Annotated in this window: 12 protein-coding genes and 3 tRNA genes; 5 read left to right on the forward strand and 10 right to left on the reverse strand. The window is 63.5% G+C overall.

The window, feature by feature from the left end; all coding sequences use genetic code 11:
• Window positions 1-48 precede the first annotated feature (48 nt).
• The 4 genes from flgH to HLH29_RS01920 form a co-directional block, all read right to left on the reverse strand.
• Entirely contained in the window at window positions 49-771 is a 723-nt protein-coding gene (gene flgH / locus HLH29_RS01905; protein ID WP_246373641.1) for a flagellar basal body L-ring protein FlgH, read from the reverse strand.
• 30 nt (window positions 772-801) lie between these two features.
• The gene (gene flgA, locus HLH29_RS01910; RefSeq protein WP_246373642.1) at window positions 802-1,824 is read right to left on the reverse strand and encodes a flagellar basal body P-ring formation chaperone FlgA; all 1,023 of its coding nucleotides are present in this window, start codon (window positions 1,822-1,824) and stop codon (window positions 802-804) included.
• Window position 1,825: 1 nt separating this feature from the next.
• Window positions 1,826-2,611 carry a flagellar basal-body rod protein FlgG gene (flgG, locus tag HLH29_RS01915; protein WP_182964443.1) on the reverse strand — a complete coding sequence of 262 codons (786 nt, stop codon included), beginning with the start codon at window positions 2,609-2,611 and terminating at the stop codon, window positions 1,826-1,828.
• Window positions 2,612-2,891: 280 nt separating this feature from the next.
• Window positions 2,892-2,981: transfer RNA gene (locus HLH29_RS01920), tRNA-Ser, on the reverse strand.
• A 626-nt stretch (window positions 2,982-3,607) separates the two neighbouring features.
• On the opposite strand from HLH29_RS01920, the gene HLH29_RS01925 reads away from it, so the two are divergent.
• Both HLH29_RS01925 and HLH29_RS19400 read left to right on the forward strand, forming a co-directional pair.
• Complete coding sequence (locus HLH29_RS01925) at window positions 3,608-4,843, forward strand: acyltransferase family protein (protein WP_182964327.1); 1,236 nt, start codon at window positions 3,608-3,610, stop codon at window positions 4,841-4,843.
• Window positions 4,844-4,891: 48 nt separating this feature from the next.
• On the forward strand, window positions 4,892-5,059 hold the full coding sequence (locus HLH29_RS19400; protein WP_220791328.1) for a hypothetical protein: 168 nt from the start codon (window positions 4,892-4,894) through the stop codon (window positions 5,057-5,059).
• A gap of 3 nt (window positions 5,060-5,062) precedes the next feature.
• Here the strand turns inward: HLH29_RS19400 and HLH29_RS01930 are convergent.
• The 5 genes from HLH29_RS01930 to HLH29_RS01950 form a co-directional block, all read right to left on the reverse strand.
• Window positions 5,063-5,139 (reverse strand) — tRNA-Arg (locus HLH29_RS01930).
• A gap of 33 nt (window positions 5,140-5,172) precedes the next feature.
• Entirely contained in the window at window positions 5,173-5,478 is a 306-nt protein-coding gene (locus HLH29_RS01935; protein WP_182964328.1) for an ETC complex I subunit, read from the reverse strand.
• 27 nt (window positions 5,479-5,505) lie between these two features.
• Window positions 5,506-5,582: transfer RNA gene (locus HLH29_RS01940), tRNA-Pro, on the reverse strand.
• Between the two features lie 77 nt (window positions 5,583-5,659).
• Complete coding sequence (gpt, locus tag HLH29_RS01945) at window positions 5,660-6,142, reverse strand: xanthine phosphoribosyltransferase (RefSeq protein ID WP_182964329.1); 483 nt, start codon at window positions 6,140-6,142, stop codon at window positions 5,660-5,662.
• Window positions 6,142-6,507 carry a tRNA-binding protein gene (locus HLH29_RS01950; RefSeq protein ID WP_182964330.1) on the reverse strand — a complete coding sequence of 122 codons (366 nt, stop codon included), beginning with the start codon at window positions 6,505-6,507 and terminating at the stop codon, window positions 6,142-6,144. The genes gpt and HLH29_RS01950 overlap by 1 nt, the downstream gene beginning before the upstream one ends.
• Window positions 6,508-6,620: 113 nt before the next feature.
• Here HLH29_RS01950 and HLH29_RS01955 point away from each other — a divergent pair, with 113 nt between their 5' ends.
• A complete protein-coding gene (locus HLH29_RS01955) occupies window positions 6,621-7,898 on the forward strand; it encodes an MFS transporter (protein ID WP_182964331.1) in 1,278 nt (425 codons plus the stop codon).
• Between the two features lie 123 nt (window positions 7,899-8,021).
• Window positions 8,022-9,239, forward strand: coding sequence for a GGDEF domain-containing protein (locus HLH29_RS01960; protein WP_182964332.1), 1,218 nt, complete (start codon window positions 8,022-8,024; stop codon window positions 9,237-9,239).
• A gap of 28 nt (window positions 9,240-9,267) precedes the next feature.
• Here the strand turns inward: HLH29_RS01960 and HLH29_RS01965 are convergent, their stop codons facing one another.
• On the reverse strand, window positions 9,268-12,594 hold the full coding sequence (locus HLH29_RS01965; RefSeq protein WP_182964333.1) for a methyltransferase domain-containing protein: 3,327 nt from the start codon (window positions 12,592-12,594) through the stop codon (window positions 9,268-9,270).
• A 324-nt stretch (window positions 12,595-12,918) separates the two neighbouring features.
• Here HLH29_RS01965 and HLH29_RS01970 point away from each other — a divergent pair, with 324 nt between their 5' ends.
• Window positions 12,919-14,175, forward strand: coding sequence for a hypothetical protein (locus HLH29_RS01970; RefSeq protein ID WP_182964334.1), 1,257 nt, complete (start codon window positions 12,919-12,921; stop codon window positions 14,173-14,175).
• Window positions 14,176-14,210: the final 35 nt, after the last annotated feature.

Genomic DNA, 14,210 nt, shown 5'->3' on the forward strand with positions numbered 1-14,210 from the left:
CCTGGATGGCATGTGGGCACCGCCGATGATCCGCGCTGCGACGAGCGGTCAGAACGGCAGGACGCTATCGAGAATCTGCTGCCCGTAGCGCGGTGTCTGGATCTTGCTGAGCTGGCCACGGCCGCCGTAGGAAATCCGCGCTTCGGCAATCCTGTCGTGGGTCACGATATTGTCTTCGGTGATGTCCTGCGGACGGACGACGCCGCTGACCATCAACTGGCGCAGTTCGCCATTCACGCGGACTTCCTGACGGGCCACCACGACGAAATTGCCGTTGGGCAGGACCTGGGTGATTGTACCTGCCAGGGCGAGCGTGACCGATTCGTTGCGCCGGATCGAGCCGGTGCCCGTGTTGGCGCTGGCGCTGCTGGTGTCGAGGGCCGACGAGCTGGACAGGGTCTTGCCCTGGGCGCCGAAGAAGCTCGGGATGCCGAAGGTCTGCGAGCCGCTGCCGGCGGCGCTGGTATTGTTGGTCACGGCCGCATTGTCGGCGATATTGACGTTGATCGTGAGCAGGTCGCCGACCTGCGATGCCCGCTGGTCCCTGAAAAAGGCGCGGCTACCGGGCCGCCACAGGCTTCCGACTTCCGTCGGCGGGGGCTGGAGCGGGGGCATGGGCATCGTGATCGGTCGGTAATCGGGCGCCTGGGTCGGGTCCGACGTCTTCGTCATGCGGGGAGGATGGCCGATCTCGCTCATATCGGCCAGCCCGGTGCATCCGGACACGCACAGCAATCCGGCCAGAGCTGCCCGGGACAGAGGACGTTTCATCGCAGACAGGCTCCAGCGCATAAGCGGCGGCTATCGAAGGGACAGGTCCGCGCGCGAGGCGTCGCGCGAGGATGTCGTCAGGTGCCGCAGGGTATTCGAGTCGGAGGGGACCGGGTTGCTCCCGGCTTCGACTTCGATTTCGGATGCGCTGACCACCCGGCCTGTGACGATCATGCTGCTCGACAGGTTGAGGATGTGCACGTACTGGCCTGCCCCGCCATCTTCCAGTGCGCGGCCGGTCGCCGTCAGGTGAACGCCTGGTGCGGCGAACGTGATGACTGCCGGGTCTCCCTTATGCATCAGCACTGTCCGATGCAGGTCCTGGTCGAGGACGGCGGAACCGGCGACCACGCCGCGCGTCACGGTCATGCCGTCGATATCGGCTTCGTTCGTGAATGCCCTGGAGCCAATGTGTCCGGCATAGGATTCGTCGAGCTGGACGTCGGAGGCCGAAATCACGCTGCCGGCGGGGAGGGCATGCGCATAGACGAGCAGCCGGCGCGCCGCGTGGATCACGCCGGTCAGCATGAAGGAATCCCGCGTGATATCGCCCGTGGGCTGGCCACGATAGGCTGTCGCGGAAAACCATCCGCTGCGCTGGTCCCATTTGACGTCGGACAGGACGACCGGCTTCGGGTCGTCCGGCGCGACCATCATGGGATGGAAATCGCGAAGGTCGATGGAGACGGGGCCGTTGCCGAGATCCGGCAGGTTCTGCCTGATAAGATCGGCGAAATAGGCCTGGTCCAGTATCCGGCTGGCCCGGGTGATCGTTGCCATGGCCGACGGCGATTGATCGAGCCAGTCGACGCCATATTCGTCGGCGATGGCGATCAATTGCGCGCCGCCCACCTGGATGCTTGCCCCGGGGGCAGGGCCGGGGCCGAGGGGGCGGTCCTGGCCCGGTTCGAGATCGGCGAAGAGGTCGGACAGCCGGACGGTGCCCGACGTAATGATTGCGGCATTCCGAAGTGTTGCCGCCCGGGCATGCGTGGCGCCCGCTGCCATCAGGGCGAGCGCGAACACTCCCGCAATTGCCACCCGTGCCGACATGCTATCTCAGGTTCGTCAGCGTCTGCAGCATCTCGTCGGAAGCGGTGATGACTTTGCTGTTCATTTCGTAGGCGCGCTGCGCGGTGATCAGGTCGGTGATTTCGGTCACCACGTTGACCGATGATTCTTCCACGAAACCCTGCCTGACCGATCCGTAGCCTTCGCTCTGGGGCGTGCTGAGATTGGCGGTGCCCGACGACGTGGTTTCGGTGAACAGGTTCTGCCCCATCGCCGCCAGGCCGTTTTCGTTCTGGAAGGTCGCGAGCTGGATCTGGCCCGCGACCTGGGCCGTCGTCTGGCCGGACAGGGTGTACTGGACCTGGCCGGACTGGTCGATGGTGATGTTCTCGGCGTTGTTCGGCAGGGAAATGTTGGGTGACAGCGGATAGCCGTCGGCCGACACGATGGTGCCGTCCTGCGACAGGGAGAACGTGCCGTCGCGCGTGTAGGCATATTCACCCGACGGCAGCGTGACCCGGAAATAGCCGCGCCCCTCGATGGCGAGGTCGAGCGAATTGCCGGTCTGTTCCAGCGTGCCCTGTTCGTTGATGCGGTAGATGCCGGCGGTGCGGACGCCCAGGCCGACCTGCGCGCCGGCCGGGACGAGGTCGCCGGTGTCGGAGCTCATGGTGCCGGCGCGTCGCAGGTCCTGATAGATCAGATCCTGGAATTCGGCGCGGCGGCGCTTGTAGCCCGTCGTGGTCATGTTGGCAATGTTGTTGGAAATCGTCTCGACATTCGTCGTCTGGGCCTGCATGCCCGTATTGGCGATATCAAGCGAACGCATCATGGGATGATAGTCCTCCGGGTGTGCCGCGCCGGGCGGTTACCCACTATAACGAATGTAAGTCCATAATATTCGCAGAGGCCATGGTCCGGCGAAGTGCGTCCATTTCTGCATTGCCACCGACAGAGCTACGATCATGCGGCGTTCATGGCAAGGTCTTTCCCCGGTCGCGTTCCGTTAAATTTCTCTGTCGGGCGACCCTGTTGCGGGGTGGGACCGATGGAACGCGCCGTGACCGGGGGCCTGTCCTGCGGGAGCTTCGTTGCGCCGGGGAGGAAAGTGGCGGAGAGGGTGGGATTCGAACCCACGGTACGCTTGCACGCACGGCGGTTTTCAAGACCGCTGCCTTAAACCACTCGGCCACCTCTCCGGTCGGATATTGGCGTTTTATTTCAGTGGCTTGGTGCCATATTTCCAAAAATAAACCGCTGCCTGACCTTATACCCTGAGCCCGACTTTTGTGCCAGCATTGGCAAGCATGTCAAGCTCTGCCCCGCAAGGTGCTGACGGATGGATTCCGTGGTCCTCGCGGATGTCCGTTCAGGATGCCGGTTCGGGCGATGGACGTCACTTCCCGATTTCAGCCATCGAATCGCAACTGCGTGGGGCAGGGCGTGGATACGCTGTCGATGGCGGGGATGATCGGCCGCCAGCATCGTTCCTTCCCCGAGCGGGGGCTTCGGCGAAAGTGGGAGCCAGTGTCTCCGCCGGGCGTCTTCCATGCGATGGCGCGGGCCTGATCCGTCTTCGTGCTGTTGTGGTACGAGGACATGTCGATTCGGTGGAAAAACGCGAACATATCGGTCGATTTCCGGTCATTCGGCATGGGATCGGGCAGGCGCGAAGAGCGGAGAAAGACCGTTCGGAACGACGCGTCGGGGAGCCGGGTGGTTAGCCTGCGGTTATAGGGAGACAATCTTTTAAAAATGGACGCATTCGATACGATATAGAGACAATATCGGAGTGAAACACAACCCGTCGCCAGGAACGCAGGGCATGGCAAAAACAGGAATGTCCGCGGGTCGGCGGTTTCTGGCGCCCATGACCGGTGCCGCAGCGTCCCATGCTGCCCCGCGCATCGTCTCGATCGATGCGATGCGGGGGGCGACGATCGCGTTCATGATCGTCGTCAATACGCCCGGTGACTGGAACCATGTCTGGCCGTTCCTGGAACATGCCCCCTGGAACGGCTGTCGGCCGGCGGACTTCGTCTTTCCGTTCTTCCTGTTCCTGATGGGCTGCGTCATTCCGTTCGCGCTCGACCGCCGCCTTGCCGCCGGCGAAAGCCGGGCCATGCTGGCCGGGCATATCGCACGGCGGGTTCTGCTGCTGATTGCGCTCAAGCTCCTGCTCAGCGCCTATCCCCATTTCCATCTCGGCCATCTGCGCCTGTTCGGCGTTCTGACGCGCATCGCGCTGTGCTACGGCCTTGTGGCGCTGCTCTATATGACGATCCGTCAATCCCTGCCCCTGCTTGCCGTAACCTGCGGCATCCTGCTGGGCTGGTGGCTGATGCTTTGTGCGATTCCCATACCGGGCCTGGGCCTGCCGGGGCGCGATGTTCCGCTGTTCGACCCCCAGGCCAATCTGGCGGCATGGCTGGATCGTATCGTATCGGGCTGGACGCTGCGTACGCTGCATACGGGCGTGCTGTACGAAAAGACCTGGGACCCGGAAGGGCTGCTCGGCACGCTGCCGGCCTGTGCCTCGGTGCTGGCTGGCGTGCTGGCGGGGCAGGTATTCCGGAACCGCAGCCTGCCCGTGCAACGCAGGCCTTTGCTGTTTCTGGTGGCCGGTATCGTCAGCCTTGCGGCCGGTCTGGCCTGGGGCACGGTCCTGCCGATCAACAAGGCATTGTGGAGCAGTTCCTTCGTGCTGGTCACATCCGGCGCGGCCCTGCTGATGCTGGCGGCATTCGATTGGGCGTTCGACATCCGGCGGGTGCAGGACGGCAGCCGGGTTGCGTCCCGCACGCTGCTCTTCCTGCGCGTGTTCGGCACCAACGCCATCGTCGCCTTCCTGCTCAACGGATTCGTCGTCAAGACACTGATGCTCTTCCCGGCCCCTTCCGGTACCGACCGCTCGGTCTATGCCTGGCTCTATGCGCGGTTCTTCGCATTCCGGATTCCATCACCGGACCTGGCCTCGTTCCTCTTCGCGCTGGCCTTCATGGTTGCAATGGCCCTGCCCCTTGCGGTTCTCTACCGTCGCAACATCGTCATCAGACTCTGACCCCGGATCGGAGGCCGGCGCCTTCGAAAGACCGCGTCTGGAAACATCATGATGTCGGGAATGGAGATGTGGGAGCGGCTGCAGGCGCGCGCGACATCCAGGATCGTGTCGATCGCCGCCGCGCCGACGCCCGGGGTGAGCGGAACGGGAAACGACCCACAGTCATCTGCAAACCGTTTTGCAAACCTGCAAACCTCTTGGGCGCTAACCTATTGAAAATGGCGCGCCCTGCTGGATTCGAACCAGCGACCCACAGCTTAGAAGGCTGTTGCTCTATCCAACTGAGCTAAGGGCGCATGCGCAGTGGCGTTTCTTCTGCCAGAGCGCGGTCAGTGCGTCCAGTTCTGGACCCGGTCGTGGCGGAAATTGTCGGCGTAGAGTTTCGGCTTGCGCACCCGGGCCACCGGCAGTTCCAGATCGTAGGGGACCGCATGCCGGTCGGCATAGGCGACGGCGCTCTCGCGGTCGGGGAACTGCAGGCGGAGCTGGGAGCGGGTATCGCGGCTGCCGGTCCAGCCCATCAGCGGGTCCTGCTGGCGGGCCTGGGCCTGGCCGTATTCGAGAATCCAGTCATGGGTATTCGCCTGGCCGGACTGGGTCGCCGTCTTTGCCTGCCTGTAGATTCGGGCCCGCATGGAACGAAACTCCCTTTAATTCTCTTCTGGTCGGGGCGCCCGGACTCGAACCGGGGGCCTCGTGTACCCAAAACACGCGCGCTACCAGGCTGCGCCACGCCCCGAACCTGGGCGCGAAGCTATGAGTCCTTGAGGGCGCTGGCAAGCGCCCCACGAAATTTTTCCTTGGCCCGGGCCCGTATCAGCCTGCCGTGCTGCCCTTGCGGGCCAGGGGCGGGATGAACAGCGGTGCGGTGTCCCACGGGAACAGCACCCAGGTTTCCTGCGGGACTTCGACCACGAACAGGTCGGTCAGCGGCTTGCCGGACGGTTTGGCGTACAGGCAGGCGAACACGGCCTTGGGCAGGAGCTGGCGCACGATCTGGGCGGTGACGCCGGAATCGACCAGATCGTCGATGATCAGGAACCCTTCGCCGTCGCCGGCGGCGGCGGGCGCCTTCAGCACCGTGGGCTGGCCCTGTTCTTCCTCGTCATAGGTCACGACGGAGACCGTTTCGATCAGCCGGCAATCGATTTCGCGGGCGATGATGGCCGCGGGGATCAGGCCGCCACGGGTGACCGCCACGATCCCCTTGAACGGGCCGCGCGGGATCAGGATTTCGGCCAGTTGGCGGGCGTCGCGGTGAAGCTGGTCCCAGGTTACGGTTGCGTAGTTGGTGGCCATCAGAACAGCTTTCCTCCATCTGGCACGGTCAGGTCGGGTCTGATCAGGACGACGTCGCCCTTCGTGTCGGGCATGCCCAGGGTCAGGACTTCGCTCAGGAACGGGCCGATCTGGCGTACCGGGAAGTTGACCACCGCGCAGACCTGCCGCCCGACCAGCGTGTCGGGGGTGTAGTGGACGGTGATCTGGGCCGACGAACGCTTGACGCCGATCTGCGGCCCGAAATCGATCCATAGCTGGTAGGCCGGCTTGCGGGCTGCCGGGAAGGGGCGGGCTTCCACGATCGTGCCGACGCGGATGTCGAGGCGTGCGAAGGTCTCGAAATCCGTGGGGGGAAGCGGCGCGGATGGGACGGTCTCTGTCATGGAACGGTTTTGCCCGCGCGGCGGCGGATTTGCAAACGGTCCCGTGGGCGTGATGGCGGACACGAGAGACAATGGATGGTAAAAGACGTCCGTCCGGCTATTGTCCGCCCATCATGCCAGATCATTCCGAGCAGGCGGACGAAACGCGGGAGCGGTCCGCCCCGACGCCAGTGCCGGCACGTCTGTTCAGCCATCGGGGCTTTGCCGTCTTCCTGACGGCCCGGACCCTGTCCTCGTTCTCGTCGCAGGTGCAGGCCGTCGCGGTCGGGTGGCAGATCTACATGCTGACCCATAGTGCGAGCGCGCTCGGCTGGGTCGGGCTGGCGCAGTTCATGCCGATGTTCTGCTTTACGCTGGTCGCGGGGCATGTGGCCGATCATTTCGACCGGCGTTTCATAACGGCGGCCTGCCAGGCGCTGGAAGCCTGCGGGGCGCTGGTCATGGCGGTCGGCTCGCTGGGTGGCTGGCTGACCCCTGGCATGATCTGTGGCATGGTCGCGCTGTTCGGTACGGCGCGCGCGTTCGAAATGCCCAGCCAGCAGACATTCCTGCCCGCGCTGGTACCGCCCGCCCTGTTCGCGCGTGCGGCGGCGCTGTCCTCGTCGCTGTTCCAGGTGGCCTCGATCATGGGGCCGTCGGTTGGTGGCCTGCTGTACGGCGTGGGGGCCGGGATCTGCTACTGCGTCTGCACGGTCGGGTTCGGGCTGGCGTCGGTGGCGACCCTGTGCATGCGGCTGGAAGCGCCGGCGCGGGTGCGGCGGCCCATGACGCTGGAAACGGTCATGGGGGGGCTCCATTTCATCCGCGCGCATCCCGAGATGATGGGGGCGATCTCGCTCGACCTGTTTGCCGTGCTGCTGGGCGGCGCGACCGCGATGCTGCCGCTTTATGCGGACTCGATCCTGCATGCCGGGCCGACCGGGTTGGGCGTGTTGCGGATGGCGCCGGCGCTGGGGGCGCTGCTGGTTGCCGTGATCTTCGCCCGCTGGCCGCTGAAGCACCGGGCCGGAGAGGCGATGTTCGCGGCTGTCGCCGTCTTTGGCGTGGCGACGATCATCTTCGGTCTTTCGCGTTCGCTGGTGCTGTCGGTGGTGGCGCTGGCCGTGCTGGGGGGCGCTGATGTCATCAGCGTGGTCGTGCGCGGGGCGCTGGTGCAGTTGCGCACGCCTGACGACATGCGCGGCCGGGTGTCGGCGGTGAACATGCTGTTCATCGGGTCGTCGAACCAGTTGGGCGAGTTCGAAAGCGGCATGCTGGCCAGCCTGATCGGCCCGGTGGAGGCCGTGGTACTGGGCGGGATCGGAACGATTGCGGTCACGCTTCTGTGGATGCGCCTGTTCCCTGACCTGCGGCGGCTGGATCGCCTGGACGATATCGGCCCGGCGCGGTGACCCGCAGGCTGCGTGCCGCCGGGCAGGCTCCGTGACCTGAGGGCAGGGTGCGGGACGGGTGTGGCAGGCAGGACCGGATCGCGGTATGATGACGCCTCGAAATGGATCGGGGTATCCGTTTTTATGCCCACTTCCACGCTGCCCGCCGGTCCCGCCATCGCGCTTGTCTGCCTGTTGATCGGCTTTCTCTGCCACGTTGCCCGTCGCTATCGTCCTGACCCGGCTTTGCGCCTGCTGGAAATCGCGACGGTTAGCGCGGCCATAGGGATTCCGCTGGTGGTGATGCGTCCGCCGGTCCCGGATTTTCTGGCGGTTCCGGTGGGGAACAGTGCGCTGATGTTCTCGCTGGCGCTGTTCTGGCAGGCCGCCTGCCAGCTCAATGGCCGGCCGCTTTCCCGTATCGGGCTGGTGGTTCCGGTTCTGACATGGCTGGGCTTGTGCGCGTTGCCGCTGTTCCGGCATTCGTTCGTCATGCGGGTGGAAATCGCGATGGCCATGGCGATCACCCTCGTGGTGCTGGTACGGCGTCAATTGATCCGGCTTCCGTGTGAAACCCGCGCGCGTCGGATACTGATCCTCATTTCCGGCCTGCATATCCTCAGTTGCGTCGGGCGGGGCATCCTGGTTGCATTGCCGTCTCTGGCGGGCTGGGTGCCGCTGATGCTGGCGAGCATTCCCTTCGAGATGCTGATCTATATTGTCCTGTGGCCGGGCCTGATGCTGACGCTGGTTGCCGAACGGGCCATTCTTGAGGCGCGGGCGGCGGCATTGCGGGACGATATGACCGGTGTGCTGAACCGGCGGGGATTCTGGCAGATGGCGGAGGCCGTGCCGGAGCGCGGCGTGCTGCTGTTCGATATCGACCATTTCAAGCGCGTCAACGATACGTTCGGTCACGCCACAGGCGACTGGGTGATCAGGCATTTCAGCATGGTGGCGACGGCGGTGGTGGGGGGCGATGCCGTCTTCGGACGGATCGGCGGCGAGGAATTCGCCGTCGCGGTCAGTGGTTTGTCACCCGACGCATTGGGAGCCCTGGCCGAGCGCGTGCGCGCCGCCTTCGAGCGGACGCCTCTGTCCGACGATCTGCTGGCGACCGTCAGCGTCGGTTATGCCCCTGCCACGATCCCCGACAGGCCGCTGGGCGAACAGATGGCGCTGGCGGATGCTGCCCTCTATTGCGCCAAGCAGCGGGGGCGCAACCGCGTGGAAGCGGCCCCTCCGGAAGGTGCTTCCGTCGCGGGCGTGCCTGTTGGTATCGGTCGAAGGGCTGGTGAATCGGAGGAAAGCCGTCTCGTCGCCCTGAATGCGGTCATGGCCGATCCACAGGGGCGTGCGTGACGGTTGCGGAAGGTGGAGTGGCCGCCCATCATGCCAGAGCGGCAATGACGGAATCCTGCATCGCTTTTGCCGAGAAATGATCCTGGGCAAAGCGGGTCTGGGCATGCGAGCGCGCCAGCCATGCCGCGTCGTCATTCAGCATGTGCAGCAGGTCGTCCGCGATCTCTCGGGGCGAACGGACGATCGGCAGGATATCGGCCAGCCCCGCGATTCCTTCGGCGCCGATCGGGGTGACGGTCAGCGGGACCCCTTGGTACAGGGCCTCGACCACCTTGCCCTTGACGCCGGCGCCGAAACGCAGCGGTACCACCGCTGCCCGGCTGGTATCGTAATGTTCGTGGAGCTGCGCGTCGCTGACCCAGCCCGTTACGGTGACGGTGGGGCCGGCCAGCGCCTTGACCCCAGCCGCGGGATGCGACCCCACGAGCAACACGCGGGCATCCGGTCGTTCGGCCAGGATCAGGGGCAGGATCTCGCGGACCAGGAAGATTGCCGCGTCGACATTGGGTGGATGGGCGAACCCCGCCACGAACAGGATCGTACTGTCTGCGGTCGGCCGCTCGCGACGGCGGAAATCACGGAAGCAATAGGGGACGACGACGCGGAAATCACAATAGGGCTCAAGCTGCCGGGCGGTAAGGGCTTCGTCCTGCGAAAGGTAGATGCTGGTGTCGAACATCCGCCATAACTGGCGTTCCTGCGCCTTCATGCTCTCCGCGGCCCGCATCAGGTCGGCATCGCCGGTGAGGGCTGCCTCACGCTGCATCCGTTCGAAATGCAGGTCGTGGCCGTAGAAGCACATACGTGCCTTTTTGTGCGTGAAGAGCATGGGGAGCAGGTCATTCGCCACGGATGGACGGCTGACCAGCACGCAATCGAGCGCATTGCCCCGTTCGGCGAGCCAGGCCCGCAGGTCGCCGGGCCAGCGATGGTCCAGGACCTCGATGCCCATATCCTGGAGGAGAGGGGTATAGATTGGGGAATAGAATCGATTCTGCGGCCAGAATTTCACGACCCAGCCGGCATCGACCAGGCTGGAGAGGACCCCCATGATGGTGCGGGAGCCGGCATCGCGATCGGGTTCGGGGACATAATGATCGACGACGAGGATGATCTTGCGGTCATGCGCCTGATCGGACGCCCGCAGGAGATCGGCTGAATCGCGGAAATGCAGGCGGTCCAGTACCGATGCCCAGCGGGTCCGCATCAATTTTGCATTGACGGCCTGGTGCGCCTTTACCCCTGTCGCGATGTCCGTTCCGTGCGAGATGCCTTCATAATGGACGACGACGGAGCGGGGCTCATAGACCACCTTGGCCCCGGTTTCGCGCACGCGGAAGGCCAGATCGGTATCCTCGTAATAAGCCGGCGAGAATGCGGTATCGAAACCGCCCAGCGTTTCGAACAGGTCGCGGCGGATCATGATGGCGGCGCCGGAGATATAATCGACAGACCGTCGATAATTATATTCCGGGCGCGACGGGTCCTGGTTGCGCCCCCAGTTCCAGCCGCTGGCATCCTGCCAGATGATGCCGCCGGCCTCCTGCAACTGTCCGTTGGGATAGACCAGTTTTGACCCGGTCATGCCGATGTCGGGCCGCTGGGCCAGCAGGTCCGCCAGCGCATCGATGGCGCCCGGCATGAGTTCGGTGTCGTTGTTGAGGAAAAAGAGATAATCGCCGCGCGCCTGCCGGGCGGCCGCGTTGCAGGTTTTCAGGAACCCCAGATTTTCCGGATTGCGGATGATGTGCGCGCCTTCCACGCGATCCTGCAAAAAGGAATGGTCCTGCCGCGTGGGATAGGCATCGTCCATCACGATCACTTCGATGGATGTTTGCGGTTGCCGCATGGCGATGGAGGCGAGGCAGCGCAGCGTGTAATCGTCCTGCCCATAGGTGGGGATAATCACCGACACGCGTGGCGTCGCGCTTGTGACCAGACGAATGGGGAAATCGGGCATTGCCGTGAGGAGTGGCAGGGCCTTTGCCTGATCGGCACTGTGATCCGAAAGGTGACGCATCGCACGATGGCGGCGCCATGCGCCCAGCCGGGCCGCCAATTGGCCCGTGATCGTCCACCATGCGGCCTTCAGCAGGATACGCGTTGCCCGAGCGAATCTGGGGCTGCGGCCGAACAAATGACGGACGGGCGCGCTGCCTCGCCAGATGGAACTGCTCTCGATCGCCTGCAACCGTCCCTCTGCCATGGCCAGTGATCGGGAGAGATCGTCTATGATACGCTGTCGTGCAGCGATTTCCGCCTCGTGGCTGGCACGGGCTGCTTCGGCAGCCTCCAGGTGGGACGGGCTTTCAGAGGGATTCAGGTTGGCGCGGAGTTGGGAAAGTTCTTCCTGCGCGTGGCGTAGTGCATGTTCATATTCCGCAATGGTCGCCCGTGCCGCCATCTGGGCGGCATGTTCGCGCGCGGCGGCTTCCCTTATCGCGGTTCGTGCCCGATCGGCCTCGGCCCGTTCGCGCAGGGTGGCGTCGGCCTGTGCGGCGACCGCGCGATCGCGATCCTGCCGCGCGCTTTCCAGTTCCCCGCGCATATGGACCATCGCGCTTTCGGCTGCGGCCCGCATGTCCCGATCGGTATCAAGATCGCTGCGATCGATATAAAGCGAATTCGGTAGATCCGGTAGCGGCCCCGCAGATGCGAAAGCGATGAGGTAGGGTGCTGCGGGGAGATGATCCGTTGCCTCGAAATGCGTTTTTCCCTGTCGTTCGAAGACAAGCGGCACGCCGCTCTCCTGCGAGAGGATTGCGGACCCGATGACCGGCTTTTGTGCCAGGAGCGCCATGTTCGGGAAATAGCCGGCGAGGATTTGCCTGAATTCGACCGTGCTCAATTCGGCGACGTGATACGGGTTGGGCGGGGCCCCCGGCGGTGAATAGACATTCCGGTCGGGCGTGCTGATCACCAGCAGCCCGTCGGGGCGCAGCACCCGTTTCAATTCGCCCAGGAAACGGTGCTGATCGGCCAGATGTTCCAGCGTTTCGAAGGAAACCGCGACGTCGATGCTTCCGTCGGGCAGCGGTAGGGCGCGGGCATCGCCCTGCAGATAGGCAAGATTGGCGTGGCGGTATTCCCGGGTCGCGTGAATGACGGATGCGGCGTCGATTTCCACGCCCGTGACCGAGGATGCCACTTGGGCGAGGAGCGCCGACCCGTATCCCTCGCCGGATGCGACGTCGAGCACCGCCTTCCCATGACACAAGGTCCGCGCCAGCAGATAGCGGTGGTAATGTTCCGTCTCGATCTGTCCTGCTATGGCGGAAGAGAATCGTTCCCCGCTGAACGCAATTGAATTTTCAGGGGTTTCCAGACGAATCAGCTCGCCCATCTCGTCTCTCATAGTCATTTCGCCTTAGTAGCGCACTCAATCGTGCCAGATATATGGCGCGTGGCAACCACCTGATCTCAGAGCGGAGCCGGACGTTGAGCCTGATTCGGTCGCCAGGCGAGGCCGGACCATCGGATGCCGGGGAAGGGGCGGACAGCGACCGGACCCGTCATGATGCCGCGTTTCTCTGAGCATGTATCCACGCACCTCGTATGGAGAAGGTGGGATAACACGGTCGTGACGGACCGGTTCCCATTTGTCGTCAGGTAAGGGGCGGGTATGTAACGCGTCGGAAACATTGGCAATGGATAAAAATCAGGATATGACTTTGAAAGGATGAATATAAAAACGACATGTTCCCTGAGAAAGCGCCATATGAGCCGAATTTTTTTTCCTGAGCATGGCAGGAAATTGAAGAAAGAAAGCGGAGCATTTTTTTATGAGGGAACTGCACCCGATCTTGTGCGGTTTTTCCTGTTTTGTTTTGGTTCCTATGTGGGAATATTATTATATTATGTCATTGTCGCAAAAGCCTTTAGCGGCTTTTCCTATTCGGCGTGCGAGTGGGATTGCGGCTGGTATATCAGCATTGCGTCTGGCGGGTACGATCTGCGGCCTCATGTGGGGGGCGCCGACAATGGGCAGGCCAACTGGGCCTTCTTTCCGCTGTTTCCCTTGCTCCTGCGGGCCATCCATGCCGTAACAGGCTTCAGTTACCAGCTTTCCGGCGTTCTTCTGAACAATGCCCTCTTTCCCGTGATGGCCGGGTCGGCTGCCTTGTATCTCAAGGCAAGGCGACCTGAGACGAACGCGTATGTGACCGTTCTGGTCTTCTTTGCGTCACCATTCAGCCTGTATTTCCGGGTTCCATTCACTGAAACGCTCTATGGGATTCTTCTGGTCGCTCTGCTGTTTCTGCTCCGCAGCGAGAGAATCTGGCTGGCATCCGTGGTGGCTGCCTTTTTTACCGCCAGTCGTCCCACGGCCGCGCCGTTACTGGCCGTCATGGGGGGCACGCGCATGATCGCCCAATGCCTGCACGCCCGCCTTGCGGGGGGAGATGTCAGGCGGCTGATAGTGCGTGCCGTCATGCAATGTATTGCGCTGGGACTGGTGGGTGGGGTCGGGCTTGTGGCCTATATGCTCTATCTTCGTGGCCATGTCGGAGATGCGCTGGCTTTCCAGCATATTGAGGTCGCCTGGGGGCGCCATCCCGGCAATCCTCTGGCGAATATCTGGCACGGGCTGCGAGCCCGCGACCTGAGCGTCGCGTCGTTCCTGCCCGGTCACGAGGAAAGCCTGACATATTTCGCGCTGGCCTGCGTCGTGGCAGCCGGACTCATCCTGTGGGCATTCTGGTCGGGCCTGATCCTGGAGGCTGGCCTCGTCGCGGTCACGCTTCTGCTTTCGACATCCACAGGCTTGTGGTCCAGCACGCGATATCTTTACGCAAATCCGGTGACATTGATGCTGGTGGCCGCGTTGATGCAGAAAATGCCTCGGGCTACCTGCACGCTCATTCTCTGCCTCTTTTCCATGGTGCAGGCTCTTTTCGTCATTCTCTGGTACCAGGGCTCCCGGTTTCTGATGTGACGGGCCCTTCACGCATTATCCCTTGAATGCCCCTG

The sequence above is a fragment of the Gluconacetobacter tumulicola genome (genome assembly GCF_014174215.1).
GTDB classification, from domain to species: Bacteria; Pseudomonadota; Alphaproteobacteria; order Acetobacterales; family Acetobacteraceae; genus Gluconacetobacter; species Gluconacetobacter tumulicola.